The 24610-nt window shown below is 75.0% G+C and carries 21 protein-coding genes and 1 pseudogene; 10 read left to right on the top strand and 12 right to left on the bottom strand.

The window, feature by feature from the left end; translation table 11 throughout:
* Position 1 precedes the first annotated feature (1 nt).
* Both GA0070213_RS06195 and GA0070213_RS06200 read right to left on the bottom strand, forming a co-directional pair.
* Positions 2 to 421, bottom strand: coding sequence for a PIN domain nuclease (locus tag GA0070213_RS06195; RefSeq protein ID WP_091058803.1), 420 nt, complete (start codon positions 419 to 421; stop codon positions 2 to 4).
* Positions 418 to 627 carry a type II toxin-antitoxin system VapB family antitoxin gene (locus GA0070213_RS06200; RefSeq protein WP_091058807.1) on the bottom strand — a complete coding sequence of 70 codons (210 nt, stop codon included), beginning with the start codon at positions 625 to 627 and terminating at the stop codon, positions 418 to 420. Before GA0070213_RS06200 ends, GA0070213_RS06195 begins: the two co-directional genes overlap by 4 nt.
* A gap of 141 nt (positions 628 to 768) precedes the next feature.
* Here GA0070213_RS06200 and GA0070213_RS06205 point away from each other — a divergent pair, with 141 nt between their 5' ends.
* Genes GA0070213_RS06205 through GA0070213_RS06220 form a run of 4 tightly spaced genes read left to right on the top strand, consistent with a single transcriptional unit; the run spans position 769 to position 4277 of the window.
* Positions 769 to 1656: an ABC transporter ATP-binding protein gene (locus GA0070213_RS06205; RefSeq protein ID WP_091058810.1), complete on the top strand. Its 888-nt coding sequence runs from the start codon at positions 769 to 771 to the stop codon at positions 1654 to 1656.
* A 19-nt stretch (positions 1657 to 1675) separates the two neighbouring features.
* Positions 1676 to 2482, top strand: coding sequence for an ABC transporter permease (locus tag GA0070213_RS06210; protein WP_091058813.1), 807 nt, complete (start codon positions 1676 to 1678; stop codon positions 2480 to 2482).
* 29 nt (positions 2483 to 2511) lie between these two features.
* Positions 2512 to 3660, top strand: a complete 1149-nt coding sequence (locus GA0070213_RS06215; RefSeq protein WP_139128630.1) for a sensor histidine kinase — start codon at positions 2512 to 2514, stop codon at positions 3658 to 3660.
* A complete protein-coding gene (locus GA0070213_RS06220; RefSeq protein WP_091058819.1) occupies positions 3657 to 4277 on the top strand; it encodes a response regulator transcription factor in 621 nt (206 codons plus the stop codon). The genes GA0070213_RS06215 and GA0070213_RS06220 overlap by 4 nt, the downstream gene beginning before the upstream one ends.
* A gap of 107 nt (positions 4278 to 4384) precedes the next feature.
* Here the strand turns inward: GA0070213_RS06220 and GA0070213_RS06225 are convergent, their stop codons facing one another.
* Complete coding sequence (locus GA0070213_RS06225; RefSeq protein ID WP_091058821.1) at positions 4385 to 5272, bottom strand: L,D-transpeptidase; 888 nt, start codon at positions 5270 to 5272, stop codon at positions 4385 to 4387.
* A 73-nt stretch (positions 5273 to 5345) separates the two neighbouring features.
* Complete coding sequence (locus GA0070213_RS06230) at positions 5346 to 6791, bottom strand: alpha-amylase (RefSeq protein ID WP_091058824.1); 1446 nt, start codon at positions 6789 to 6791, stop codon at positions 5346 to 5348.
* A 296-nt stretch (positions 6792 to 7087) separates the two neighbouring features.
* On the opposite strand from GA0070213_RS06230, the gene GA0070213_RS06235 reads away from it, so the two are divergent.
* Genes GA0070213_RS06235 through GA0070213_RS06250 form a run of 4 tightly spaced genes read left to right on the top strand, consistent with a single transcriptional unit; the run spans position 7088 to position 11787 of the window.
* The gene (locus tag GA0070213_RS06235; RefSeq protein ID WP_091058827.1) at positions 7088 to 8782 is read left to right on the top strand and encodes a ferric reductase-like transmembrane domain-containing protein; all 1695 of its coding nucleotides are present in this window, start codon (positions 7088 to 7090) and stop codon (positions 8780 to 8782) included.
* Entirely contained in the window at positions 8779 to 10245 is a 1467-nt protein-coding gene (locus tag GA0070213_RS06240) for an NADH-quinone oxidoreductase subunit NuoF family protein (protein WP_091058830.1), read from the top strand. The genes GA0070213_RS06235 and GA0070213_RS06240 overlap by 4 nt, the downstream gene beginning before the upstream one ends.
* A 25-nt stretch (positions 10246 to 10270) precedes the next feature.
* Positions 10271 to 10861: a TlpA family protein disulfide reductase gene (locus GA0070213_RS06245; protein ID WP_091058832.1), complete on the top strand. Its 591-nt coding sequence runs from the start codon at positions 10271 to 10273 to the stop codon at positions 10859 to 10861.
* Positions 10858 to 11787 (top strand): cytochrome c biogenesis CcdA family protein, encoded by a 930-nt coding sequence (locus GA0070213_RS06250; protein WP_245716281.1) that lies wholly within the window; start codon positions 10858 to 10860, stop codon positions 11785 to 11787. The genes GA0070213_RS06245 and GA0070213_RS06250 overlap by 4 nt, the downstream gene beginning before the upstream one ends.
* Here GA0070213_RS06250 and serS read toward each other — a convergent pair.
* From serS to GA0070213_RS06275, 5 genes are all read right to left on the bottom strand, one after another.
* Positions 11771 to 13057, bottom strand: coding sequence for a serine--tRNA ligase (gene serS, locus GA0070213_RS06255; RefSeq protein ID WP_091058835.1), 1287 nt, complete (start codon positions 13055 to 13057; stop codon positions 11771 to 11773). The genes GA0070213_RS06250 and serS overlap by 17 nt on opposite strands.
* Before the next feature lie 83 nt (positions 13058 to 13140).
* Positions 13141 to 14226, bottom strand: a complete 1086-nt coding sequence (locus GA0070213_RS06260; protein WP_091058840.1) for a DNA polymerase III subunit beta family protein — start codon at positions 14224 to 14226, stop codon at positions 13141 to 13143.
* A 91-nt stretch (positions 14227 to 14317) separates the two neighbouring features.
* Positions 14318 to 15493: a saccharopine dehydrogenase family protein gene (locus tag GA0070213_RS06265; RefSeq protein ID WP_091058843.1), complete on the bottom strand. Its 1176-nt coding sequence runs from the start codon at positions 15491 to 15493 to the stop codon at positions 14318 to 14320.
* A gap of 31 nt (positions 15494 to 15524) precedes the next feature.
* A complete protein-coding gene (locus tag GA0070213_RS06270) occupies positions 15525 to 16661 on the bottom strand; it encodes a zinc-binding dehydrogenase (RefSeq protein WP_091058846.1) in 1137 nt (378 codons plus the stop codon).
* Complete coding sequence (locus tag GA0070213_RS06275) at positions 16658 to 17080, bottom strand: hypothetical protein (RefSeq protein ID WP_425412804.1); 423 nt, start codon at positions 17078 to 17080, stop codon at positions 16658 to 16660. Before GA0070213_RS06275 ends, GA0070213_RS06270 begins: the two co-directional genes overlap by 4 nt.
* Positions 17081 to 17245: 165 nt before the next feature.
* On the opposite strand from GA0070213_RS06275, the gene GA0070213_RS06280 reads away from it, so the two are divergent.
* The gene (locus GA0070213_RS06280) at positions 17246 to 19999 is read left to right on the top strand and encodes a winged helix-turn-helix domain-containing protein (RefSeq protein ID WP_091058849.1); all 2754 of its coding nucleotides are present in this window, start codon (positions 17246 to 17248) and stop codon (positions 19997 to 19999) included.
* 11 nt (positions 20000 to 20010) lie between these two features.
* Here the strand turns inward: GA0070213_RS06280 and GA0070213_RS06285 are convergent, their stop codons facing one another.
* The 3 genes and pseudogenes from GA0070213_RS06285 to GA0070213_RS06295 all read right to left on the bottom strand — a co-directional run.
* On the bottom strand, positions 20011 to 20562 hold the full coding sequence (locus tag GA0070213_RS06285; RefSeq protein ID WP_091058853.1) for a DsbA family protein: 552 nt from the start codon (positions 20560 to 20562) through the stop codon (positions 20011 to 20013).
* Positions 20559 to 21056 (bottom strand): redoxin domain-containing protein, encoded by a 498-nt coding sequence (locus tag GA0070213_RS06290; RefSeq protein WP_091058856.1) that lies wholly within the window; start codon positions 21054 to 21056, stop codon positions 20559 to 20561. The genes GA0070213_RS06285 and GA0070213_RS06290 overlap by 4 nt, the downstream gene beginning before the upstream one ends.
* A gap of 70 nt (positions 21057 to 21126) precedes the next feature.
* A pseudogene (locus tag GA0070213_RS06295) lies at positions 21127 to 21570 on the bottom strand (BON domain-containing protein); the annotation flags it as partial.
* Between the two features lie 246 nt (positions 21571 to 21816).
* Here GA0070213_RS06295 and GA0070213_RS06300 point away from each other — a divergent pair.
* A complete protein-coding gene (locus GA0070213_RS06300; protein ID WP_091058862.1) occupies positions 21817 to 24558 on the top strand; it encodes a cellulose binding domain-containing protein in 2742 nt (913 codons plus the stop codon).
* The last annotated feature ends 52 nt before the right edge of the window (positions 24559 to 24610 follow it).

The raw sequence follows: 24610 nt of genomic DNA on the forward strand, positions 1-24610 counted from the left end.
GTCAGTCGGCGGCGCCGGGAGGAACCACCCAGGTGGTGGGTTGGCCCGTGATCGCCGTGATCAGGTCGAAGTCTCCGTCGTAGTGCAGCACCGTTGCGTCATGCCGTTCGGCGGTTGCTGCGATCAGCAGGTCGGCCATCGAAAGCGCGCGGTGGTTGCCCTTGTGCAGCGCTTTCACCTGCACATCGATTGCTCGATCCCAGACCTCGTCCGGCATGGACAGCCAGTCGAAGCCGCGAAGCAGCCACCGGACCCGCTGTGCGTCCCGGGCCGAGCGCGCGCTGTGCACGACCTCGATCTCGACCGCGCCGCACACCGCCAACAATCCTCGGTCGGACAACTCGTCGAGGACAGGTGCCACGGCAGCCTTCGGCCACCTCGCCAACGCCGACTTGTCGAGGAGATAGCGCTCGCGGGTCATGCCGCTTCGGGCTTGGACGCCGGCTGCGGGTCGGTGAGATCCGGCAGACCGCCGCTCTTGAGCCAGTCGGCGAACTCCCGACGCTTTTCCCGACTGACCACGGCTTGCAAAGCTGCGTTGACGGTGGCCTTCTTGGTGCCGGTGCCGAGGATTTCGGCAGCCTCTGCCAGGAGCTCATCGTCCACGTCAAGGATCGTGCGGGACACCGGGGCCTCCTCGTCCGACTTGCGACCGAGATGATGATATCAACTTCGCCCGCCAGAGATATACAGCACTGACAAATGTCACGGGCGGAAGGTGACGGCCGCGCCAAGGCCCAGGACGCCGTCCGGCGGAGCATCGTTGGCATGACCGACACCGCACCGGCCGTCGAACTGGCCGGACTCACCAAGACCTACGGCCCGGTGACCGCCGTCGACGGGCTCAGCCTGCGGATCACCCCCGGTGAGGTGGTCGCCTTCCTCGGCCCCAACGGCGCCGGCAAGACCACCACGGTGGACATGCTGCTCGGCCTGGCCCGGCCGGACGCCGGCACGGTCCGGCTCTTCGGCGGCACCCCGACCGACGCCGTCCGGCACGGCCGGGTCGCCGCCGTGATGCAGACCGGCGGCCTGCTCAAGGACCTCACGGTCGCCGAGACGGTACGGATGACCGCGCACTTCTACGGCCACACTCGGCCGGTGGCCGAGGTGCTGGAGCGCGCCGGCATCGCCGAGATCGCCGACCGGCCGGTGGGCAAGTGCTCCGGCGGCCAGCAGCAGCGGCTGCGGTTCGCCCTCGCGCTGCTGCCCGACCCGGACCTGATGGTGCTCGACGAGCCGACCACCGGCATGGACGTCGAGGGCCGGCGCGACTTCTGGCAGGCCATCCGCGCCGACGCCCGATCCGGCCGGACCGTCCTGTTCGCCACCCACTACCTGGACGAGGCCGACGCGTACGCGGACCGGATCGTGCTGGTCCGGCAGGGCCGGGTGGTCGCCGACGGGACCACCGCGGAGATCAAGAACCTGGCCGCCGGCCGGGTCGTGCGGGCCACCCTGCCCGGCGCCGACCAGGCCGCGCTCGCCGCGCTGCCCGGGGTCCGCTCGGTCGAGGTACGCGGCGACGCGATCCTCGTGCACAGCGAGGACTCCGACGTCGTCGCCCGGCACCTGCTGACCCGGACCGACGCCCGGGATCTGGAGATCACCTCGCGCAACCTCGAGGACGCGTTCCTCGCCCTGACCGCCGCCTGACCTGCCCGGGAGCCTCGCCATGACCGCAACCACCTCGCCCGACACCACCACCGACCCGCGCCGGGCCGACCGCCGGCCGCCGGCCCTCGGCGGCTTCTCCGCAGGCGTGCTCGCCATCGAGATCCGCCGCGTGCTGCGCAACCGCCGCACGCTGATGTTCATCCTGGTCATGCCGGCGGTGTTCTTCCTCCTCTTCGGACTGCCGTCGCGCGGCGAGAGGCTGGACAACGGCCTGCCGGTCACCGGCTGGATCATGATCAGCCTGGCCGTGTACGCCGCGATGGTCGCCACCACCAGCGCCGGCGCGGCGGTGGCCACCGAACGCGCGTTGGGCTGGAGCCGGCAGTTGCGGCTCACCCCGTTGCGGCCCGCCGCGTACGTGGCGACGAAGGTGGCCACCGCCATGGTGCTGGGCCTGCTCGGCGTGCTCGTCGAGTTCGCCGTCGGCGCCGCCTCCGGGGTCCGGCTGCCGGCCCACGTCTGGCTGGAGTCCGGCCTGACCGCCTGGATCGGCTCGCTGGTCTTCGCCGCGTTCGGCCTGTTCGTCGGCTACCTGGCCCCGGCCGAGAACGTCATGCAGTTCATGGGCCCGGCGCTGGCCATCCTGGCCATGCTGGGCGGTCTGTTCGTTCCTCTCGATCTGCTGCCCGACGTGATGCAGCAGATCGCCAAGTTCACCCCGGTGTACGGGGTCGGTCAGCTCGCTCGCGCGCCGCTGACCGGCACCGGGGTGGACTGGGCGGCGGTCGCCAACGTCGCCGCCTGGACCGCCTTCTTCGGTCTGGGCGCGGCCCGCCTGTTCCGCCGCGACACCACCCGGGTCTGACCGGGGCGGCGGGCACTAGCGTGGTGGGCGTGACGTCGCCGACCGCCCCGGCCCGGCCGGTGAACCGCCGCCACTGGCGGTTCACCGGCTGGCTGCTGGCGGCGGTCTGGCTCTTCTTCCTCAACATCCCGTTCGTCACCGCGCTGCACCAGCCGGAGCTGTGGCGACGCCTGCTCGGCCTCGGCGCGGTGCTCGCGTTCGCCGTGGCGTACGTGCTGATCTTCGAATGGGGTCGGAGTCGCCGGCAACGACACCTCCCGATCCCGGCCGGCCGGGCCCGACTGCTGATCGCGCTGCTGCTCGCGCTCGGCCTGGCCGGCATCCCGGGCACCGACGGCGACTGGCTGGCCACACTGGTCTTCGTGGCCGCCGCCGCGGTGTTCCTGCTGCCGTCGGTCGAGTCCCTGGTCGTGGTGGTGCTGGCCGCGGTGACCCCGCCGGTGACGTCGCGCCTCGTCCCCGGCTGGGAGTCGGAGAGCACCGTCGTGTTCGCGGTGCTGCTCGCCTCGTTCGCCATGTTCGGGGTGAGCCGGCTGGCCCAGCGCAACGGCGAACTCCAGGCCGCGCAGCAGGAGATCCACCGGCTCGCGGTGGCCGAGGAACGTGCCCGCACCGCCCGGGACCTGCACGACATCCTCGGGCACTCGCTCACCGTGGTGGCGGTCAAGGCCGAGCTGGCCGGCCGGCTGCTGGAGCTGGACCCGGCCCGCGCGGCCGTGGAGATCGCCGACGTGGAGCGGCTGGCCCGGGAGGCGTTGGCCGACGTGCGAGGCACCGTCGGGGCGTACCGCGGGGTGGATCTGGCCTCCGAACTGGCCGGCGCCCGGTCGGCGCTGGCCGCGGCGGGCATCGTCGCGGAGCTGCCGGAGACGGTGCCGGAGCTGCCGACGGACCGGGACGAGCTGTTCGGCTGGGCGGTCCGCGAGGGGGTGACCAACGTGGTGCGGCACAGCGGCGCGCGGCGCTGCGTGATCCGGGTCGACCCGGCGGCGGTCGAGGTGGGCGACGACGGCCGGGGGCCGGCCGGCGAACCGGCGGGCGCCGGGCACGGGCTGGTCGGGCTGCGCGAGCGCGCCGACCGGTTGGACGCGACGGTGACGGTGGCCCGGGCGCCCGGGGGACGCGGTTTCCTGCTCCGGGTCACGGTGCCGGAGACGAACGGGAGGGCCCACGGGTGACCGAGCCGATCAGGTTGCTGCTCGCCGACGACCAGGCGCTGGTCCGGGGCGCGCTGGCCGCGCTGCTGTCGCTGGAGCCGGACCTGACCGTGGTGGCGGAGGTGAGTCGCGGTGACGAGGTGGTGCCGGCGGCGCTGCGCACCCGGCCCGACGTGGCGCTGCTCGACGTGGAGATGCCGGGGATGGACGGGGTGGCCGCGGCGGCCGCGCTCCGGTCCGCGCTGCCCGGCTGCCGGGTGCTGGTGGTGACCACGTTCGGCCGGCCCGGCTATCTGCGTCGGGCGATGGAGGCGGGCGCGAACGGCTTCGTGGTCAAGGACACCCCGGCCCGCCAGCTCGCCGACGCGGTCCGCCGGGTGCACGCCGGCCTGCGGGTGGTCGACCCGACGTTGGCCGCCGAGACGCTCGCCACCGGGTCGAGCCCGTTGACCGAGCGGGAGACCGAGGTGCTGCGGACGGCCCGGGGCGGCGGCACGGTGGCGGAGCTGGCCGCGACGCTGCACCTCTCCGAGGGCACGGTCCGCAACCACCTCTCGTCGGCGATCGGCAAGACCGGCGCCCGCAACCGCGCCGACGCGGTCCGCCTGGCCGAGACCAACGGCTGGCTGCTGGGGTAGAAGGAGGGGGCCCCGCTTAACGCATTCGGTAGAGGCGGGGGCCCCGCTTAACACGCGAGCGTTAAACGGGGCCCCCGCCTAACACGGGCGGGCGGGCGAGCGGGCTGTCAGGGGCGGCGGTCGACGACGACGAGACTGGTGCCGGGGGCCAGGGCGGCGAGGAGTTGGCGCTGGGCGGAACGGGTCAGCCGGATGCAGCCGTTGGTGACGTTCTCGCCGAGCGTGTCGTCGTTGTACCAGGTGTGCAGTCCGATGTGGGCGCCGCGCAGGCCGGTCGGCACCGCGTCCGGGTCGTCGGGGATCGCGCCGAGCGCGAAGATGTCGACACCGCCGTAGACGTCCTGCGGGGGCGGTGTCCGGCCGAGGACGAACGTGCGGCCGAGCGGGGTGAGCTGGCCGGCCATGCCGAGACTGACCGGCCAGGTGTGGACCGCGCGCCCGTCGCGGAGCCAGGTGAGCCGGTGGGTGCGGCGTTCCACCACGATCTGGTCGCGCAGCACCACGGTGGTCCAGCCGCCGGCCGGCAGCCAGGCGATGGTGCGGTTGGCTGACGGGAGCAGCACGGCGGTCCAGCCGGCCCGGCGTTCCACGATCGGCATGGTGAGCCGGACGTCGCTGATGGTCGGGGCGAGGAACGCCAGCGGGCGGCCACCGGGCGCGTCGTACGCGGCGACCCTCCCGTTCGGGCGTGCGCCCTCGCCCAGCGGTCGGGTGTCGGCCGGGGCCGGGTCGGCGGGGAAGCCGGTGGGCGCCGGGTCGTAGGTGATCACCGGCAGGGTGGCCGGCGCGGGCGCGGCGGGCGGGACGGACTCCGTCACGGACGGGCCCCGGGGCGACGACGTGGCGGTGGCGGGCGCGGCGACGACCGGCGCGGGTGCCGGGGCACCGGTCAGCGCGCGGCCGACCAGCAGCGCGGTGGCCAGCAGCAGCGGCACGCCGAGCGCGGCGAACAGCCAGCCGGGTATCCGCCGCCCGGTGATCTGGTCGAAAGGCACGAAAGGGACTCTATCCCACGAAAAAGCCCCCGCGCCGCGAACTGCGGCACGGGGGCTTCCGACCACGGCGAGGTCAGCTCACCTTCGCTCCGACGTGGATGGCGATCCCGTCGTGCGCGTTGACGGTCGCGGCGAACCAACCCGAGGAGTCCACCGTGACCACCGGGCCGCTGCACGAGCCGTTGCTGAACGTGCCGTGCATGACGTCGCAGTAGCGCCCGGCCGGCAGTCCGGTGTAGTAGGACCGGCCGCTCACCGCGGAGTCCTCGTCGTTGACCGTCAGGTAGCCCTTGCCGGCCCGGCTGAACGCGATGTGCTGGTAGCCGTTGTCGTACCAGTTGGCGACCGCCGCGCCCTCGGTGGCGTTGCGGAAGCCGACCATGTTGGCGATCACCGGCCAGCGGTGCTCGCACTCCCAGCCGGAGTAGCAGGTGGTGTTGGTGATCCGGTTGCTGCCGTCCGACGGCGGGCCCTGGTCCTTGTTGCCGAACGTGAAGCTCGACATCACCGCCGGGGTGCCGTAGGGCCAGGCCAGCATGAACGCGTTGGCCAGGGCGTACTCGCCGCGGTCGCGGTAGGTGAGCACGCCGCCGTCGCGCTGGGTGTCGTGGTTGTCGGTGAAGACCACCGCCGAACCGCTCGGCAGGTAGCCCCAGGACTCGCCGAAGTTCTTCAGGTACGCGAGCCGCTCGCTGTTGAACATCCGGGCCAGGTCCTTGCCGTACCGGAACTCGTGCACGTCGCCGTTGCCGGTGTACTCGGTCGGCTGGACCGGCTCACCCGCGCCGTAGATGACCTCCTGCACCAGGTAGGCCGGGCGGGACAGCTTGGCCTTGATCGCCGCGATGTCGGCGGCCGGCATGTGCTTGCTGCCGTCCAGCCGGAACCCGTCCACGCCGAGCGAGAGCAGGTCGTTGAGGTACCCGGCCAGCTTGGTGCGGACGTAGTCCGACTCGGTCTTCAGGTCGGCGAGGTTGACCAGCTCGCAGTTCTGCACCTCGTACCGGTCGTTGTAGTTGGCGATGTCGTTGTTGCCGTTGCGCCCGCAGTAGTGGAAGTCCTGCGCCGAGTAGGTGCCCGGGTAGTTGTAGTGCCCGTACGACGTGCCGGCCCACCCGGTGCCGCCGTTCTCCTGGCCGGACATGTGGTTGACCACGGCGTCGACGATCACCTTGACGCCGGCGTTGTGGCAGGTGTTCACCATGGACTGGAACTGGGCGCGGGTGCCCTTGCGGGACTCGATCCGGTAGCTGACCGGCTGGTAGGACACCCACCACGGGCTGCTGTTGACGTGCTCCTGCGGCGGGGACACCTGGACGTAGCCGTAGCCCTTGGGGCCGAGCGTGCTGGTGCACTCGCTGGCCACCGAGGTCCAGTTCCACTCGAAGAGCTGGACGATGACCTTCTTGCCGCCGGCGGGGGCGGCGGCGGCCGGGGGTGCCGCCACGGTGGTCGGGACGAGCAGGCTCGCGGCGAGGGCCACGGCGAGCCCGGTCGCGCGGCATCGGCGTCGATGCATCAGGACTCCTACGGGGGTGCGGGGGAGTGGGAGTGGAGCCTGGGGAGGGCGTCGGTGCCGGCTTCTTGCAGCCGGCATTGAAATTTTCCGCAAGGTTACGAGCATGTTGCAAGAAATGTCAACGCATGGGCATCCGTCGTTGCGTACGGCGCTACACGCGCGTCCGGTCGGGACGGTTCGAGGATCCGGTCGAGAAATTCGCCACCGGAGGTGATCCGTCCGGGCCGTCGCTCCGTACCTGAGGTGGGAGCAGGGTCGGCCGGTGGGGGCGCCGCCGCGAGACGATCGAGGAGCAGATGGCCCGGGCACAGCAGAACGAGAAGGCGACGACCGTCCGGACCACCACCAGCAGCCGTGGTGTCCGGACCATGTCGAAGTCCGCGATGGTGGCACTCGCCACCTCCGTGCTCGGCCTCGCGTGGGCGGGTGCGGAACTGGCCGGCGCCGGCGGCGCCATGTACTCGTACGGCTTCTTCTTCACCGAGTTCTTCGCCGGGGTGGTCACCCTGGTCTCGCTCAGCCTCACCGTGATGCTGGGGCTGCTCGCCACGGATCGGCTGGTGCTGCTCATCCGGCACCGGGTGCTGCTCCAGTCGGCGCACCGGGCCACCGGCGTGCTCGGCGTGGTCGGGCTGGTCTTCCACGTCATCACCAAGATCGCGATCGGCCGGGCCGGACCGACCGACGTGGTGGTGCCGTTCGTCGGCGGCAACGGCCTCTACGTCGGGCTGGGCACCGTCGCGGCGCTGCTCATGGTCGGCGTGCTCTGGACCGGCCTGGTCCGGGTCCGGTTCGCCGGCGTCGGCCCCAAATGGTTCTGGCGCTCGCTGCACTCGATGGCCTACGTCTCCTGGCCGTTCGCGCTCTTCCACGGCCTCAACGCCGGTCGGGCGGCGGCGGGCTGGGTGGTGCTCAGCTACCTCGCCTGCGTGCTGCTCGTGGTGGTGGCGCTGCTGGTGCGCGTCTCCGTCCACCTCGGCAAGCGCAGCCGCGAGCAGCACCAGGCCGTCGCGCTGAACAAGGCGATGGCCGGCAAGGGCGAGGAGCGCACCGGCGTGTTCGCTGCCCTGAAGAGCAAGAAGACCGCCGGCAAGGAGGAGAGCGGCGCCGGCAAGGGCCGCTGGGCCGAGGCCACCGCCACCTGGACCGCGCCGGCCGGCACCGCCCGGCGGCGCGACCCCGAGCGGTTCGCCGTACCGGTGGTGCCGGAGCCCGGGTCGCTGCGCGAGCCGGTCCGTGCGGCCGCCGCCCGGCGGCGCACCGAGGAGCCGGCCGAGCCGGAACGCCGCGCCCGGACCCAGGAGGTCCCGGCCGCGCGGCGCACCGCACGCCGCCGCGACGAGGAGCGCGAGCCGGTGCGCCGCAGCCGGGACTCCGAGCGGGTGCCCGCCGTCCGGCGCAACACCGAGGAGATGGAGCAGGTCGAGGAGCGGCCCCGCCGTCGTCGCCGCGACACCGAGGAGCGGGTCAGCCGCCGGTCCCGGGTCGAGGAGGAGGTCGCCGCGCAGTACTCCGCGCCGCCGGAGAGCGGTGGCCGGCACTCCGCCCCGCCGGACACCGGTGGCCGCCACTCCGCCCCGCCGGACAGCGGTCGCTACGCCACCCCGGCCGAGGTGGCCCGCTACTCGGCCCCGCCGCGTCCGACGGACGATGCGGAGGAGCCGTGGGACAGCCCGCGCCGCTGGGCCGGCGAGCCGATCTCCGCGGGCCCGATCTCCGCCGGTCCGATCTCGGCCGAGCCGCTCAGCGGGACCGGCCGGCGTTACCGCGACGACGAGGACGTGCCGGAGGAGCCGGACTACTGGCGCCCGCCGGCCCGCTACGCCGCCGACGACGACGCGTTCGTCGACGACACCCCGACGCTCGTCGACCTCGCCTCCCGCCGGGCCATGCGCGCCACCAAGGAGACCCGCTCCGGCCGGCGCAAGAAGGCCGACGCGGACGCGGTCGACGGCGCGTACTGGGCCGGGCTGCGGGGTGAGGCCCGGTGATGCGGACGACCGTCCCGCCGGTCGCCTGCGTCGGGGAGCCCCGCCTGACCGCCGGCTTCTCCGAGTTCGGCCGGCTCGACCTGCTCGCCCACGAGGAGGTGCACGGCCCGATCGGTCCGATGGAGCCGGCCGCGCTGCTGCGGCTCGCCGAGGCGATCGACCTCAAGGGCAAGGGCGGCGCCGGCTTCCCGTTCGCCCGCAAGCTGCGCGCGGTGCTGGAGTCCTGCGAGCGGCAGGACCTCGCCGCCGTGGTGGTCGTCAACGCCACCGAGGGGGAGCCGGCCAGCTGGAAGGACAAGGTGCTGCTCACCCGGGCCCCGCACCTCATCCTGGACGGCGCCGCGCTGGCCGCGTTCGCGTTGGACGCCGAGGAGATCGTGATCGGGGTGGCCGACGACGACGTGGGCCGGCCCTCGCTCACCGAGGCGTTGCAGGAACGGCGGATGCCGGTGCCGACCACCATCGTCACCGTGCCGCACCGGTTCATCTCCGGTGAGGGCGGCGCGCTGGTCAACGGCATCAACGGCCTGCCGCACATCCCGCCCGGCACCAAGAAGCGCTCCAGCGACTCCGGCGTCAACGGGCTGCCCACCCTGCTCTCCAACGCCGAGACGTACGCCCAGCTCGCCATCGCCGCCCGGATCGGCCCGTACGAGTACGCGGCGCTCGGCACCGACGACGAGCCGGGCACGGTGCTGCTCACCGTCACCGGGTCGGCGAAGCGGCCGGCCGTGGTGGAGTGCGCCGCCGGCACCCCGCTGCGGGAGATCCTCGACCTGTGCGAGGTGCCCCCGGGTCCGGGCATCCTGATGGGCGGCTACCACGGCAAGTGGATCACCGCCGAGGCGGCGGCGCGGGCCGAGGTCTCCCGCCGGGGGCTCACCGCCGTCGGCGGCACGCTCGGCGCCGGCATCATCGTGCCGCTCGGCGTCGACACCTGCCCGCTCGGCGAGGCCGCCCAGGTGGTCCGCTACCTGGCCGGCGAGTCCGCCGGGCAGTGCGGGCCGTGCAAGATGGGCCTGCCCGACCTGGCCCGCTCCGTCGACCTCGCGGTCTCCGGCAGCGCGCCGATCGAACTGGTCCGGGCCGCGGCCGGTGACGTGAAGGGGCGCGGCGCGTGCAGCCACCCCGACGGCACCGCCCGGTTCGCGCTGTCCGCCATGGAGGTGTTCGCCGACGACCTGCGGCTGCACGCCACCGGGGAGGGCTGCGGCAAACGGGTCAAGGGCGTGATGGGCCTGCCCGGAGCGCCCGACGGCAACCCGCAGAAACTTACCCTGGACTGGTCCCGCTGCGACGGGCACGGGCTCTGCGCGCACGTGGTGCCGGACTTCATCCGGCTCGACGGCAACGGCTACCCGGCCTTCCCGCCCACCCCGGTGCCGACCTGGCTGCGCGAGGGCGCGCTCAAGGCGGTCAAGGTCTGCCCCGAACTCGCGCTGCGGCTGGTCAAGTCCGAGTAGCCGGCCGACACACCAGGAGGCGCCGATGTCGTCCCGTACCGTCCGTCACCTCGGCGCCGCCGCCGTGCTCGCTGCCGCGTTCGCCGCCACCGCGGCCTGCGCGGTCGGCCCGGAGCGGGCCGCGCCCGTGGACGCGGCGGTGGCCGCCGCGCCCTCCGCGACCGCCACGGCGTCCCCGGCCGGGCCGACCCCGACTCCGCCGGCCACGGTGCCGAAGACGCTGTCGTTCGCCGGGAAGACCCTCGACGGTACGACGTTCTCCGCCGCCGCCCTGGCCGGGCGGCCGGTGGTGCTCTGGTTCTGGGCGCCCTGGTGCGCCACCTGCGCCAGCCAGGCGTGGACCGTCGCCGAGATCGCCCCGAAGTACCGGGACACCGTGCCGATCGTCGGCGTCGCCGGGCTGGGCGAGCGGCAGGCGATGAAGGAGTTCGTCACCGAGTTCGAGCTGGCCGGCACGCCGCAGCTCGACGACCGCGCCGGCGCGGTGTGGCGCCGGTTCAAGGTGGCCGAGCAGAGCACGTTCGTGATCCTCGACCGGAACGGGAAGGTGGTCCACCAGGGCTTCCTGGACGGCGAGTCGCTCACCCGGCAGGTCGAGACGCTGGCCCTCCGATGACCGGCGCGCTGCTGCTCGCGCTGACCGCCGGCATGCTCGGCGCGGTCAACCCGTGCGGCTTCGCGATGCTGCCCGCGTACCTGTCGTTGCTGGTGGCCGGCCCCGGCGACGGGCGCGGCGCGGTCGGCCGGGCGCTCACCGCGACGGCCGGGCTGACGCTGGGGTACGCGCTGGTCTTCGGCGCGTTCGGGCTGGCCGTGGCGCCGGCCGCCGACTGGCTGCGCCCCCGGCTGCCCTGGCTGACCGTCACCCTCGGCGTGCTGCTGGCGCTGGCCGGTGTCTGGCTGCTCGCCGGCCGGCGGCTGCCCACGCCGCGCCCGTTCGCCACCGCGCCCCGGCTGACCCGCACCTGGCCGTCCATGGTGGTGTTCGGCGCGGCATATGCGCTCACGTCTTTGACCTGCGCGATCGCGCCGTTCCTGGCGATCGTGGTGACCAGCCTGCGGGCCGGCTCCCCGCTGCGCGGGCTGGCGCTGTTCGGCGCGTACGCCCTCGGGATGGCGTTGGTGGTGGGCGTGGCCGCGCTCGCCGTGGCGCTGCTGCGCGGCCGGGTGGTGGCCCGGCTGCGCGGCGCCGGCGCGTGGGTGCCGCGCCTGAGCGGCCTGGTGCTGCTGGTCGCCGGCGGCTACGTCGCCTGGTACGGCTGGTACGAGGTGCGCCTCGCCCTGGGCCGCCACGACGCGTTCGGCGACCCGGTGGTCCGGGCCGCCGCCGCCGTGCAGCAGGCGCTGGTGCGCACGCTGGACGGCGCCGGCCCGGCGCTGCTCGCCGCGCTCGCGCTCGCGTTGCTCGCGGTGTGTGTAAGGAGGGGCCCCTTGTTAACGCCTCCGGTAGAGGAGGGGCCCCCGGTTAACACGGCGCAAGACGCGCGACGGGGGCCGGCGGAACCGGCCCCCGTGCGTCAGGTGGTCAGCGAGCGGCGGTGAGGCGGTCGGTGCCGAGCTTGTCGCGCAGCACCTCGGGGACCACCACCGAGCCGTCGGGCTGCTGGCACTGCTCCAGGATCGCCGGGAACAGGCGGCTGGTGGCCAGCGCCGAACCGTTGAGCGTGTGCACGAACCGGGTCTGCTTGCCGCCCGGCTCGCGGTAGCGGATCGCCGCCCGGCGGGCCTGGTAGTCGCCGGCCCAGGAGACCGACGACACCTCCTTGTACTTGCCGGTGCTCGGCATCCACACCTCGATGTCCAGCGTCTTCTTCATCGAGGCGCTGGCGTCGCCGGCCGCGAGCAGGCTGGTCTGGAAGTGCAGGCCCAACTGGTCGACCAGGCCCTCCACGTGACCCACCATCGCCTCGAGCGCGGCGTCGGCCTGCTCGGGCAGCGTGAACTGGAAGATCTCCACCTTGTTGAACTGGTGGCCGCGGACCGTGCCCCGCTCGTCGGAGTGCGAGCCGGCCGCCTCGCGCCGGTAGCACGGCGTGTAGGCGAACGCCTTCAGCGGCAGCTTCGGCGTCTCCAGGATCTCGTCCTGGTAGGCGCCGAGGATCGCCGTCTCCGACGTGGGCAGCAGGAACTGGCCGCGCGGGGCGGACTGCTTGTCCAGGTGGTAGACGTCGTCGTAGAACTTGGGGAACTGCCCGGCGGCGAAGCCGGCGGTGTCCAGCAGCAGGTGCGGCGGGAGCAGGAACTCGTAGCCGGCCTGGATGTTCCGCTCGATCAGCCAGTTGACCAGCGCCCACTCCAGCCGGGCGCCCATGCCGGTGTACATCCAGAAGCCGGAGCCGCCGAGCTTCACGCCCCGCTCGTGGTCGACCAGCCCGAGCGCGCGGCTCAGCTCCACGTGGTCGCGGACCTTCTCGATGGCCGGCGCCTCGCCGAACGTCCGGACCACCCGGTTGGCCTCCTTGCCCCCGGCGACCACGTCGTCGGCGGGCAGGTTGGGCAGCTCGCTCATCGCCGAGCGGAGCCGGGACTGCACCTCGTCGAGCTGGGACTCCAGCTCCGCGAGCTGCTTGCGCTCGGCCTCCGGCGCGGACGGCTGCGGCGTGGCGCCGGACCGCTTCGCCTCCGCGTACGCGCGCGCCTCGGCCTTGCGGCGCTGCCGCTCGGCGTCGATCTCCGTGATCAGGGCGCGTCGCTCCTGGTCGAGCCGCTGGATGTCGTCCAGCGCCCGGGTGACCTCGGCGGGATCCAGACGCTTCGCCAGCGCGGTCGCCACCGCCTCGCGATCCTTCCGGATCAACTCCATGTCGAGCATGCTGCTCGTACGCCTCCGTCCAGGCAGTCAGGTGGGACCCACAGATGCTACCGTCGCGGCCCCGCCGGCCCGGGCCGGGCCGTCTACAGGCGCACCGGCATGAGGATGGAGAACGCGTGCGCGTCGTCGGCCCGGCGGACGGCCAGCGGCGTGATCGGCCCGTCCAGCTCCAGCACGAGCTGGTCGCCGCCGGCGTCCAGCGCGTCGAGCAGGTACTCCCGGTTCACCCCCACCCGCAGCCCGTCGTCCGCGCCGTCGGCGGCCGGGTCGACCAGCCGCAGCTCACCCCGGCCGTCCAGACCGAGCGCCACCACCTCGTGCGCGACGCCGTCGTGCGCCCGGTGGCACACCCGGACCCCGTCGGCGGTGAGCGCCGCCCGCAGCGCCGTGCCGTCCACCGGGATCCGGTACGCGGGCGCGTCGCCGACCTGCGCCCGCAGCAGCCGGCGGTAGTCCGGGAAGTCGTACGGCAGCGCGGTGACGGTCAGCGTGCGATCGGCGACGGAGAACGTCACCCGGTCCGCGACCACGACGTCCACGATGACCGCGTCGGTGTCCAGCAGCGCGGGCAGCTCGTCCACCGCGTCCACCGGCAGCAGCGCGCCCACCGGCGGGCCGTCGACGCTGGCGTCGACCCGGGCCACCGCCAGCCGGTGCCGGTCGGTGGCGAACAGGTGTACGCCGTCCGGCTCGATCGACAGCAGCACGCCGGACAGCGCCGGCAGCGCCGGGTCGGCGCCGACGGCGAAACGTACGGCGGCCACGGCGTCGGCCAGGTCGGTGCGGGACAGCACGAGGCGGGTGGTCACGGTGGTCTCCTCCGGGTCGATCAGGCGACGGATCCGGGAGAGTTCGCGACGCGCGTCGACGAGGCCGTCCTCCAGCCGGCGCAGGTGCGCGTCCAGCAGCCGGTGCACCTCCGCCGGCCGGTGCCGGTGCCGCAGCGCCTCGGCGATGCCGGCCAGCGGCATGCCCACCCGGCGCAGGCCGGCGACCAGCCGGGCCGGGTCGACCTGGTCGCCGGTGTACCAGCGGTAGCCGGTCACCGGGTCGACCCGGGCCGGCGTCAGCACCCCGGAGCGGTCGTAGAACCGCAGGGCGCTGACCGTCAACCCGCTGGCCCGGGCCAGCTCACCGATGCTGCGAAGCTCGCTCTCCACGGCCGTCATCCTGTGCCCTCCACCAGGTCGAGGGTCAACGCCCCGGGGGTGTTAAAAGGGGGCCCCGCCTCTACCGAATGCGTTAAGCGGGGGCCCCTCCTTACGCCGTCAGGGTGCGGAAGGTGATGCCGGCGCGGACCAGGCGCTCCAGCAGCGCGTCGCCCATCGCGGCCACCGGGGTGAGCTGGCCGGCGGTCTCCGGCAGGTCGTCGAAGGCCAGGCAGAGCGCCGACTCGGCGAGCATCTTGGCGGTCTCGTCGTAGCCGGGGTCGCCGCCGGCCACCTCGGTCACCACCCGCCGGCCACCGCCGGCGCCCACGAACCGCACCCGGAACCAGGACTTCGCCCGCTGCTCGGCGCTCGGCCCCTGCCCGGAGGCGAGCCGGCCGAGCAGCCAGCGCCGGGTCGGCGGCACCTTCACCAGGCCCACCACGGCGGCCAGGCCGACGCCGGAGACCAGCACGGTGGGCAGCCGCTTCATCGCGGCGAAGTGCCGGTAGCGGAAGTCCGGGCCGTACTCCGGGCGGGCCGCCGCCGACCGGCGGACGATCTGCGGGTCGATGGTGGGCAGCGGCGCCGCCCACTGGCCGAACTCGCGGACCCGACCGACCCGGCCGGGCACCGCGCGCACCCGCCGGCCGTCCGGACGCGGCTCGACCGCCCGGCGGGCCCGCGCGGCCCGGCTCATCTCGCCGGTGCGGGCGAACGCGGTCAGCGCCGAGTGGTAGGTGCCGGCGGAGAACCGGCCGCCGGCCCGCACGTAGCCGTCCACCGTGACCGGCCCGTCCGCCGGGAGCTGCTTGACCGTGTACCAGGCGCCGAGGTCGTGCGGGATCGAGTCGAAGCCGCAGGCGTGCACCAGCCGGGCGCCGGTGCGCACCGCCTCGGCGTGGTGCCGCACGTACATCAGGTCGACGAACTCCGACTCCCCGGTGATGTCGACGTAGTCGGTGCCGGCGGCGGCGCACGCGGCGACCAGCGGCTCGCCGTGGTGCACGTACGGGCCGACGGTGGTGGCGACCACCCGGGCGCTCTCCGCCACCGCCCGCAGCGACGCCGGGTCGGTCACGTCGGCGGTGAGCAGCGGCAGCTCGGCCAGGCCGGGATCGATCGCGGCCAGCCGCTCGCGGACCGCGGCGAGCTTGGCCGGGTTGCGGCCGGCGAGCGCCCAGCGCAGCCGGTCCGGCGCGTGCCGGGCCAGGTACTCGGCGGTCAGGCCGCCGGTGAAGCCGGTGGCGCCGAACAGGACGAGGTCGTACGGGCGGTCTGTGGGCATCCGCCGAGTGTGCCATCCGCGCCGGTTCCGATCACGGGGTGAACACCGCCCGGACGCAGCCGTCCGCCCGGTCCCGGAACAACGCGTACCCGTCGGCGCCCCGGTCCAGCGGCAGCCGGTGCGTGGCGAGGTGCTCGGTGACCAGTTCGCCCCGGGCCATCCGGTCCAGCAGCGCGGGGATGGCGCGCGGACCGGCGCGGCTGCCGCCGCGTACCGCCAGGCCCTTGTCCGTCACCGCGCCGAGCGGGAACCGGTCGACGAACGCCGACCCGCCGCCGAGCACCACCACCGTGCCGCCCTTGCGGCAGGCGTGCACCGCCTCGCGCAGCGCCGCCCCGCCGTCCGGCCCGCCGCCCGGCCACCGCGCCGGCCCGGGCGGCGGGCCGGCCGCGTCCACGCACACGTCCGGTCCCCGGCCGCCGCTGCGCTCCCGCAGCTCGGCGAGGACGTCCACGGACCGGTGGTCGAGCGGCTCGGCGCCGGTGTGCCGGGCGGCCATCCGCAGCCGGTCGTCGTGCTCGTCCACCACGATGACCCGGGCCGCGCCGTGGGCCACCGCCGCCGCGGCGGTGAGCTGGCCGACCGCGCCCGCACCCCAGACCGCCACCACGTCACCGGGGGCGACGCCGCCCAGCTCGGCCCCGTGCCAGCCGGCCGGGGCGGCGTCCGCGGCGAAGACCGCCCGGTCGTCGTCGACCTCCTCGGGCACCGCGAACGCGCCCACGTCGGCGTACGGGACGCGGACGAACTCGGCGTGGCCGCCGGCGAATCCGCCCAGGCGGGCCGGCCGGCCGTAGCAGCCGGCGGCGGGCTGTCCCCACTCCGGCTCGGCCGCCGTCCCGCTGGTGCCGTTGTCGCAGCAGGCCAGCAGGCCCTGCCGGCAGAACCAGCACGCGCCGCACGCGACCGCCGCACCGACCACCACCCGGTCGGTGACCCGGTGCCGGCGTACCTCCGGCCCGACCTCGACCACCTCGCCGAGGAACTCGTGCCCGAGCACCTCGCCGGCGGCCGCCTCGGGCACCCGCCCGGCCAGCAGCGGCAGGTCGCCGCCGCAGGTCACGCTGCGCCGCACCCGGACGATCATGTCGTGGGCGTTGCGCAGCTCCGGGTCGGGGACCTGACGCACCGCCAGCGCACCGGCGCCCTCCCAGCACAGCGCCCTCACCTCGCCGCCCCCGGTCGGTCCGGCGGCGAGCGGTCCGCCCGCAGCACCTCCCCGGTCTCCAGGAGCTGGCGGGTCTCCCGGAGCACCTGCCGCAGGAACCGGCCGGGGTCGTCACCGACCAGGTGCGCGGCGAACCCGGGCAGCGCCGTCCTCCCGCCCAGCGGGCGTACCGCCAGTTCGGTGCCGCGCCCGCCGGGGGCCGGGCGCGCCCAGACCTCCACCGCGCCGTCGAGCCGGCGCAGCGGCTCGGGCCACCGCCCGGCCGGGAGCACCTGCTCGGGCCGGCCGGTCACGGTCACCACCTGCCAGCGCGCCGGCCTCGGGTCGGTCCCGGCCCGTGCCCTCCGTCGGCGGGCCGCGGCGACCGCGTCCCGGGCCGTCCGGGTGAGCGCGCCGACCAGCCGTCCGGTCCGAGCCACCGTGCCCTCCTGCGGATCGCGGGTCCGGCGGGCGGCCGGCGGTGCGCGGCCGGCCGCCCGGGTGGTACCACCGTGCCGCCGGCCCGGGTGACGCCGGCTCGCCCCGAAGGGGTGAACCGGCGCGGTCCGGGTAACCGCCCCCCGCACCGACGGGGGGAGGGGCGCATGCCACAGGAGGCCGACCCGGTCCGGCTGGCCGCCGTGCCGACCGACGCCGCCGTGCCGACCGAGGCCGCCGTGCCGACCGAGGCCGCCGTGCCGGCCGACGCCGCCGTGCCGGCCGACGCGTCGCACGGTCGGGGTGGCACGCCGCTGCTCGCGTCCCGGTTGACGCCGCCCGCGTCGCCCGGGCCGGCGGTGCTCCGGCCCCGGCTGCTGGACCGGCTGGAACGCGGCGCGGCCGGGCCGGTCACCCTGCTCCTCGCCCCGGCCGGCTGGGGCAAGACGGCAGTGCTGTCCGGTTGGGCGCGCTCGGAGCGGCCCGGCCCGGCGCCGGTCTGGGTGACCGTGGCGGACGGCGACACCACCGGCCGGCTCTGGGCGTACCTGGCGGCGGCGCTGCGCACCGCCGTCGCGGGGGACCCGGACGAGGGGTCGCCACCGCCGGCGCCGGACGGCCCGCCCCGGCCGGAACAACTCGAGGCGCTCGCCGCCGCGCTCGCCACCCGGGAACACCCGGTGCTGCTGGTCCTGGACGACCTGCACCGGGTCACCGACCCGAAGGCGCTGGCCGGGCTGGAGTTCCTGCTCCGGCACGGCGACGGGCGGTTGCGGCTGGTGGCCGGCGCGCGGCGGGAACCGCCGCTGGCCCTGCACCGGTGGCGGTTGGCCGGCGAGCTGACCGTGCTCGGCCCGGACGAGCTGGCGTTCACCGCCGACGAGGTGGCCGACCTGCTGGTCGCGCACGGCGTACCGGTGCCGGCCGAGGCGGTGCGCCGGCTCGTCGAGCGGACCGCGGGCTGGCCGGCCGGGCTACGCTTCGCCGCGCTGGCGCTGGCCGCCGGCACCGATCCGGCGCGTGCCGTGGACCAGGTCACCGGCGACCAGCCGGACGTCGCCGCGTACCTGCGGGACGAGGTGCTCGCGACCCTGGACCCGGCGGCCCACGAGGTGCTGTGCCGGGGCGCGGTGGCGGTCGCGGTCTGCGCCGACCTGGCCGCCGCGTTGACCGGCCGGGTCGACGCCGGGCGCCTGCTGGCCGAGGCGGCCCGGGAGGGCGGCTTCGTGCAGCAGGACGGGGGCAGCCCGCCCTGGTACCGGCCGCACCCGCTCCTGGCCGACCTGTTCCGTGCCGAACTGGGCCGGCTCCCCGCCGACGAGCTGCGCGAGCTGCACCGGCGGGCGGCCACCTGGTTCGCCGCGCACGACCGGCCGGCCGAGGCGCTGCGGCACACGTTGACCGCCGGCGCGTGGGCCGACGCCACCGAACTGCTGGTCACCAGGTGGCCGGAGCTGGCCCCGGACGAGCCGGCCCGGGCCGCCGCGCCCGCCCCGCCCGAGCCACCGGCCGAGGCCGTACGCCGGGACCCCGAGCTGGCGCTGGCCGCGGCCGCCGAGCGGGCGTACGCCGGGGACCCGGCCGCCGCCGACGGGCAGCTCCGGCGGGCGCTCGCGCACGCGGCGGACCTGCCGGCGCCGCGTCGCGAGCGGTTGCGCCGGCTGGCCGCCGCGGTCGAGCTGAGCCTGGCCCGGCTCACCGCCGACCACGAGGAGGTACGCCGGGCCGCCGACCGCCTGCTCGCCGAGGTGCCGGGCGGCGACTCCGACGACGTGCGGGCGGTGGCCGGTGCCGCGCGGGGACTCGTCGCGTTCGCCGAGGGGGAGCTGCCGGTGGCGGGTGAGCGGTTCGCCGCGGCGCTCGCGGCGGCGCGCCGGGCCGGCCGGCCGCGTACCGAACTGCTCTGCGCCAGCCGGTCGGCGGTGCTGGAGGCGGCCCGGGGTGCGTTGCGGGCCGCCGAGGAGCACGCCCGGGAGGCCCTGTCCATGCCGCCCTGCCGGGGCTGGTCGTCCCGGCTGGACTGCGGCTACGCGTACCTCGCGTTGGCGCTGGCGCACTGGCAGCGGGACCGGCCGGCGGAGGCCGCCGCCCACCTCGCGCTCGCCGGGCCGGCCACCGCGGAGCCGGGTGGCGCGGCGCTCGTCGCGCTCTGCCGGGCCGGCCTGCTGGTGGACGGCGGCGACCCGGCGGCCGCGTTGCGCACGCTCACCGCGGCCCGGGCGGCGGCGCCCGGCCCGGAGCTGGGGGCCTGGCTCACCGCCGGCGAGGCGCAGCTCCGCGCCGCGGTCGGCGACCCGGCCGGTGCGCGTGCGCTGCTGGACGCGGTGGGCGGCGAACCGCCCGACCCGGCGCTCGCGCTGGCGTCCGCCCGGCTGCGGCTGGCCGACGGCGACGCCCGTGCGGCGGAGCGGGAGCTACCCGACTGGACCGGGCCCGACGCGACGCGCTGGCCGCTGCCGGTACGCCTGGGCGCCGGACTGCTGGACGCGGCGCTGGCCGGGGCGGCCGGGGACGGCCGGCGGGCCGGGCGGCTGCTGGAGGAGGTGCTGGCGCTGGCCGAGCCGGAGGGCTGCCGGCGGGTCTTCACCCGGGCCGAGCCGGGGCTGCGTGACCTGCTCGCCAGCCACCTGGACTCCGGCACCGCCTACTGGGCCACCGTGGACGACCTGCTCCGCGACGGCGACGCGGCCCGGGCCGCGTCGACGTCCGCGCCGGCGCGGGCACTGGACGAGCCGCTCACCGAGCGGGAGTTGACCATCCTGCGCTACCTGCAGAGCATCCTGTCCAACGTGGAGATCGCGGCCGAGCTGTCGCTGTCGGTCAACACGGTCAAGACGCACGTGCGCAACATCTATCGCAAGCTCGACGCCACCCGCCGGCGGGAGGCGGTCCGGCGGGCGCGCGAGCTGCGGTTGATCTGACCGGACGCGGGTCAGGCGCCGGCGGCGGCGTCCACCACGGCCAGCAGCTCGGCCAGGTCGTAGCCGCCGTCGTGGCGGATGTCGTTGACGAACAGCGTGGGAGTGCCGTTGACCCCGCTGCGGATCCCACCCACGAAGTCCTGCCGGACCCGGTCGGCGTGGGCCTGCCGCCCCACCTCGGCGCCCACCTCGTCGGGCGGTAGCCCGACCTGCTCCACGCCGAGCGACAGGTGCACCGGGTCGAGTTGGTCCTGGTGCTCGTAGAGCCAGTCGTGCATCTCCCAGAACCGGCCGCGCGCGCCGGCCGCCTCGGCGGTCTCCGCCGCGTGCTCCGCGTACGGGTGGACGTTGGTGATCGGGAAGTGGCGGTACGCCAGCCGCACCACGTCGGCCCGCTGGCGCAGCACCTCGGCCAGGTTCGGGTAGGCGGCCCCGCAGAACCGGCACTGGAAGTCGCCGTACTCGACGACGGTGACCGGGGCGTCGACGGGCCCGCGCACGTGGTCCCGCTCGGTGACCGGGATCCGCAGCCGGGCGGTGGTGACCTGCAACGGCGTCGTCATCGGGCGTCCACCCGCCGATCCGTGCCCAGCCGGTCCAGCGTGTCCAGGATGCCGTCCACGCCCGGGTTGACCTCGGGCGGGGAGAGGTGGCTCCAGGCCACCCGGCCGTCCGGGTCGAGCACCACGAGCGCCCGGTCCGACTGCCCACGCGGCGCGTACGCGCCGTAGCGGCGGGACACCTCACCCTTCGGCTCGAAGTCGGCGAGCAGCGGGAACCGGATGCCCCGACTCCGGGCGAACGCCCGGTGCGAGTCGACGCTGTCCACCGAGATGCCCAGCAGTTCCGCGCCGTACCGCTCCAGCTCGGGCAGGGCGGCCTGGTAGAGGGCCATCTGGTCGCTGCAGACCGGGGTCCAGTCGGCGGGGTAGAAGGCCAGCACGACAGGTCGGCCGCGGAACTGCCCGGGGCCCACCTCCCGGCCGTCCGGCGCCGCCGGCAGGGTGAACCCGGGCGCGACCTGCCCGGCTGTGATCAGCCCGTTCGGATCACTCATGCCTCCCACCCTGGCCCGCGCCGGGGTGAGCCCGGCTCACCCCGGCCGGGTGGTTCGGCGCTCACCCGGCCCGTACCGCGATGCCGTTGCGCAGCCCGCACACGCCGTCGAGGCGGGCGATCGCGCGTTCGGCGGCGCGCCGCTGGTACTCCCAATCGACCTCGCCGTGCAGCGTGACCCAGCCGTCGGTGACCGTCACGTGCAGCGCCCCGACCGGCGCGAAGGCCTCCCACTCCAGGGCCCGTACGGCCGCGACGGCGATCTCCGGGTCGTCCCGGCCGGGCGCGGCGGCGATCCGGACGGCGAGGTCGTCGGCGACCGCGCGCACCCCGGCGACCCGGTGCGCCGCCTGCTCGGCGGCCCACTTTGCCGGGTAACCGTCCACCCGGCCGGTGAGCGTCACCACGCCGCCGGTGACGGTCGCCCCGACGTGGACGAGGCCCGCCCGGGTCAGCTCGTCGCGCACGGCGGCCCGGATCTCCCGGTCGGTGCGCGTGGTCGTTCCGGTGGCCATCCCGCTCTCCTCCCGATCGGTCGGCGGTGTGGTCGCGCAAGCCCGATCCTGCGCGCCGAGGGGGTGAGTCGGCCTCACCCGGACCTGATGGCGTGGGAGCGCTTCCATGAAGCGGTCGACCGGCGTACGCTGAGGGTCCCTCGGCTGCGGGAGCCAGCATGCCGACGGGGAGCCCGGGCCGCTCCCCGACGCCGCGTCACCCCCTGCTCCCGTTCCCCACCACAGGGCATCCGAGAGGACCGCTCCATGCGCAGAAGTCTCGCCGGGCTGGCCGCCGTCGCGCTGTCCGCCACGGCGGCGGCCGTCGTCGTGCCGCTCGTCACCACCGGCGCGCCCCCGGCCGCCGCCGCGGCCGCCGAGCCGTACACCTGGAAGAACGTCCGGATCGACGGCGGCGGCTTCGTGCCGGGCATCGTCTTCAACCCCACCGAGAAGAACCTGATCTACGCGCGGACCGACATCGGCGGGGCGTACCGCTGGGAGCAGGCCACCGGTTCGTGGACGCCGCTGCTGGACTGGGTCGGCGCGGACCGGTGGGGCTGGAACGGGGTGGTCAGCCTGGCCACCGACCCGGTGCAGACCAACCGGGTGTACGCGGCGGTCGGCATGTACACCAACGACTGGGACCCGAACAACGGGGCGATCCTGCGCTCGACCGACAAGGGCGCCACCTGGCAGGCCACCGCGCTGCCGTTCAAGAACGGCGGCAACATGCCCGGCCGGGGCATGGGGGAGCGGCTGGCGGTCGACCCGAACCGGAACAGCGTCCTCTACTACGGCGCCGAGGGCGGCAACGGCCTGTGGCGCAGCACCGACTACGGGGTCACCTGGGCCAAGGTCACCGCCTTCCCGAACGTGGGCAACTACCGGGCCGACCCGAACGACAGCAGCGGCTACCAGAGCCAGAACCAGGGCCTCACCTGGGTGAGCTTCGACAAGAGCACCGGTACGGCCGGCGCCGCCACGAAGACCATCTACGTCGGCGTGGCGGACAAGCAGAACCCGGTCTACCGCAGCACCGACGCCGGCGTGACCTGGGAGCGGATCCCCGGCCAGCCGACCGGCTACCTGGCGCACAAGGGTGTGGTGGACCCGGTGGGCGGCTTCCTCTACATCGCCACCAGCGACACCGGCGGCCCGTACGACGGCGCCAAGGGCGACGTGTGGAAGTTCGACCGGTCCACCGGCGCGTGGACGCGGATCAGCCCGGTCCCGTCGTCCAGTGCGGACGACTACTTCGGCTACTCCGGGCTGACCGTCGACCGCCAGCACCCGAACACCCTGATGGTCGCCACCCAGGTCTCCTGGTGGCCGGACGCGATCTTCTGGCGCAGCACCGACGGGGGCGCGACCTGGACCCGGATCTGGGACTTCACCAGCTATCCGAACCGGAGCAAGAAGTACACCATGGACGTCAGCGCGGTGCCGTGGCTGACGTTCGGCGCCAACCCGTCCCCGCCGGAGGAGAGCCCGAAGCTGGGCTGGATGAACGAGTCGCTGGAGATCGACCCGTTCGACAGTGACCGGATGATGTACGGCACCGGCGCGACGATCTACGGCACCACCGGCCTGACGAAGTGGGACACCGGCGGCACGTTCACCATCACCCCGATGGTGAAGGGGCTGGAGGAGACCGCCGTGCTCGACCTGATCAGCCCGCCGTCCGGCGCGCCCCTGGTCAGCGGGCTCGGCGACATCGGCGGCTTCCGGCACACCGACCTCGGCGCGGTGCCGCCGATGATGTTCACCCAGCCGGTCTTCACCAGCACCACCAGCCTCGACTACGCGGAGTCCAAGCCGGCGGTGATGGTCCGGGCCGGCAACTTTACCGATTCCGACCGGCCCAACGACAGTCACGTTGCCTTCTCCACCGACGGCGGCGCGAACTGGTTCCAGGGCACCGAACCCGGCGGGATCAACAGCGGCGGCACGGTGGCCGCGTCCGCCGACGGCAGTCAGTTCGTCTGGTCGCCCGGTGACGCCGGGCAGCAGGTCGTCCGCTCGGTCGGCTTCGGCAACTCGTGGACCGCCGCCACCGGGATCCCGGCCAACGCCACTGTCGAGTCCGACCGGGTCAACCCGAACAAGTTCTACGGCGTCAGCGCCGGCAGGTTCTACGTCAGCAGCAACGGCGGGGCGAGCTTCACCGCCACCGCGGCGACCGGCCTGCCCACCACCGGGGTCAAGGTCAAGGCGCTGCCGGGCGTCGAGGGCGACCTCTGGCTGGCCGGCGAGGGCGGGCTCTGGCACTCCACCAACTCGGGTGCGAGCTTCACGAAGGTGACCGGCGTGTCCTCGACGGTGAACGTCGGCTTCGGCAAGGCGGCGCCCGGGCGGACGTACCCGGCGTTGTTCACCGTCGGCACGGTCGACGGCACGGCCGGCGTGTACCGCTCCGACGACGCGGGCACGACCTGGGTGCGGATCAACGACGACAAGCACCAGTACGGCAACGCGGGCGAGGCGCTCACCGGCGACCCGCGCGTCTACGGCCGGGTCTACCTGGGCACCAACGGCCGGGGCATCCTGGTGGCGGACCGGCTCGGCGGCACGCCCACGCCGACCCCCACCTCGGCGAGCCCGACGCCGTCCCCGACCTCGCCGTCGCCCTCGCCGAGCCCGACCCGCACGCCCACGCCCACCCCCACCGCGCCGAGTCCCACGCCGACCCCGTCGTCGACCGGGCGCGGGTGCGCGGCCACCTACGCGGTGACGAACACCTGGCCGGGTGGTTTCCAGGGCGAGGTGGCGGTGCGCAACTCCGGCACCGCGTCGATCGCCGGGTGGACGCTGACCTGGACCTTCCCGGACGGTCAGCGGATCTCCCAGCTGTGGAGCGGGTCGTACACGCAGACCGGCGCGGCCGTGACGGTCACCGACGCGGGCTGGAACGGCAACCTCGGCGTCGGCGGGTCGACCACTGTCGGCTTCACCGCGACGGCGCCCGGCGGCAACCGGGCGCCGACCGTCTCCTGCGCCGCACGCTGACCGGACGACGGTGGCCGCCCCGAGTGCCGGGGCGGCCACCGTCGTCCGGGCG

It is taken from the genome of Micromonospora humi (assembly GCF_900090105.1).
Classification (GTDB): domain Bacteria; phylum Actinomycetota; class Actinomycetes; order Mycobacteriales; family Micromonosporaceae; genus Micromonospora; species Micromonospora humi.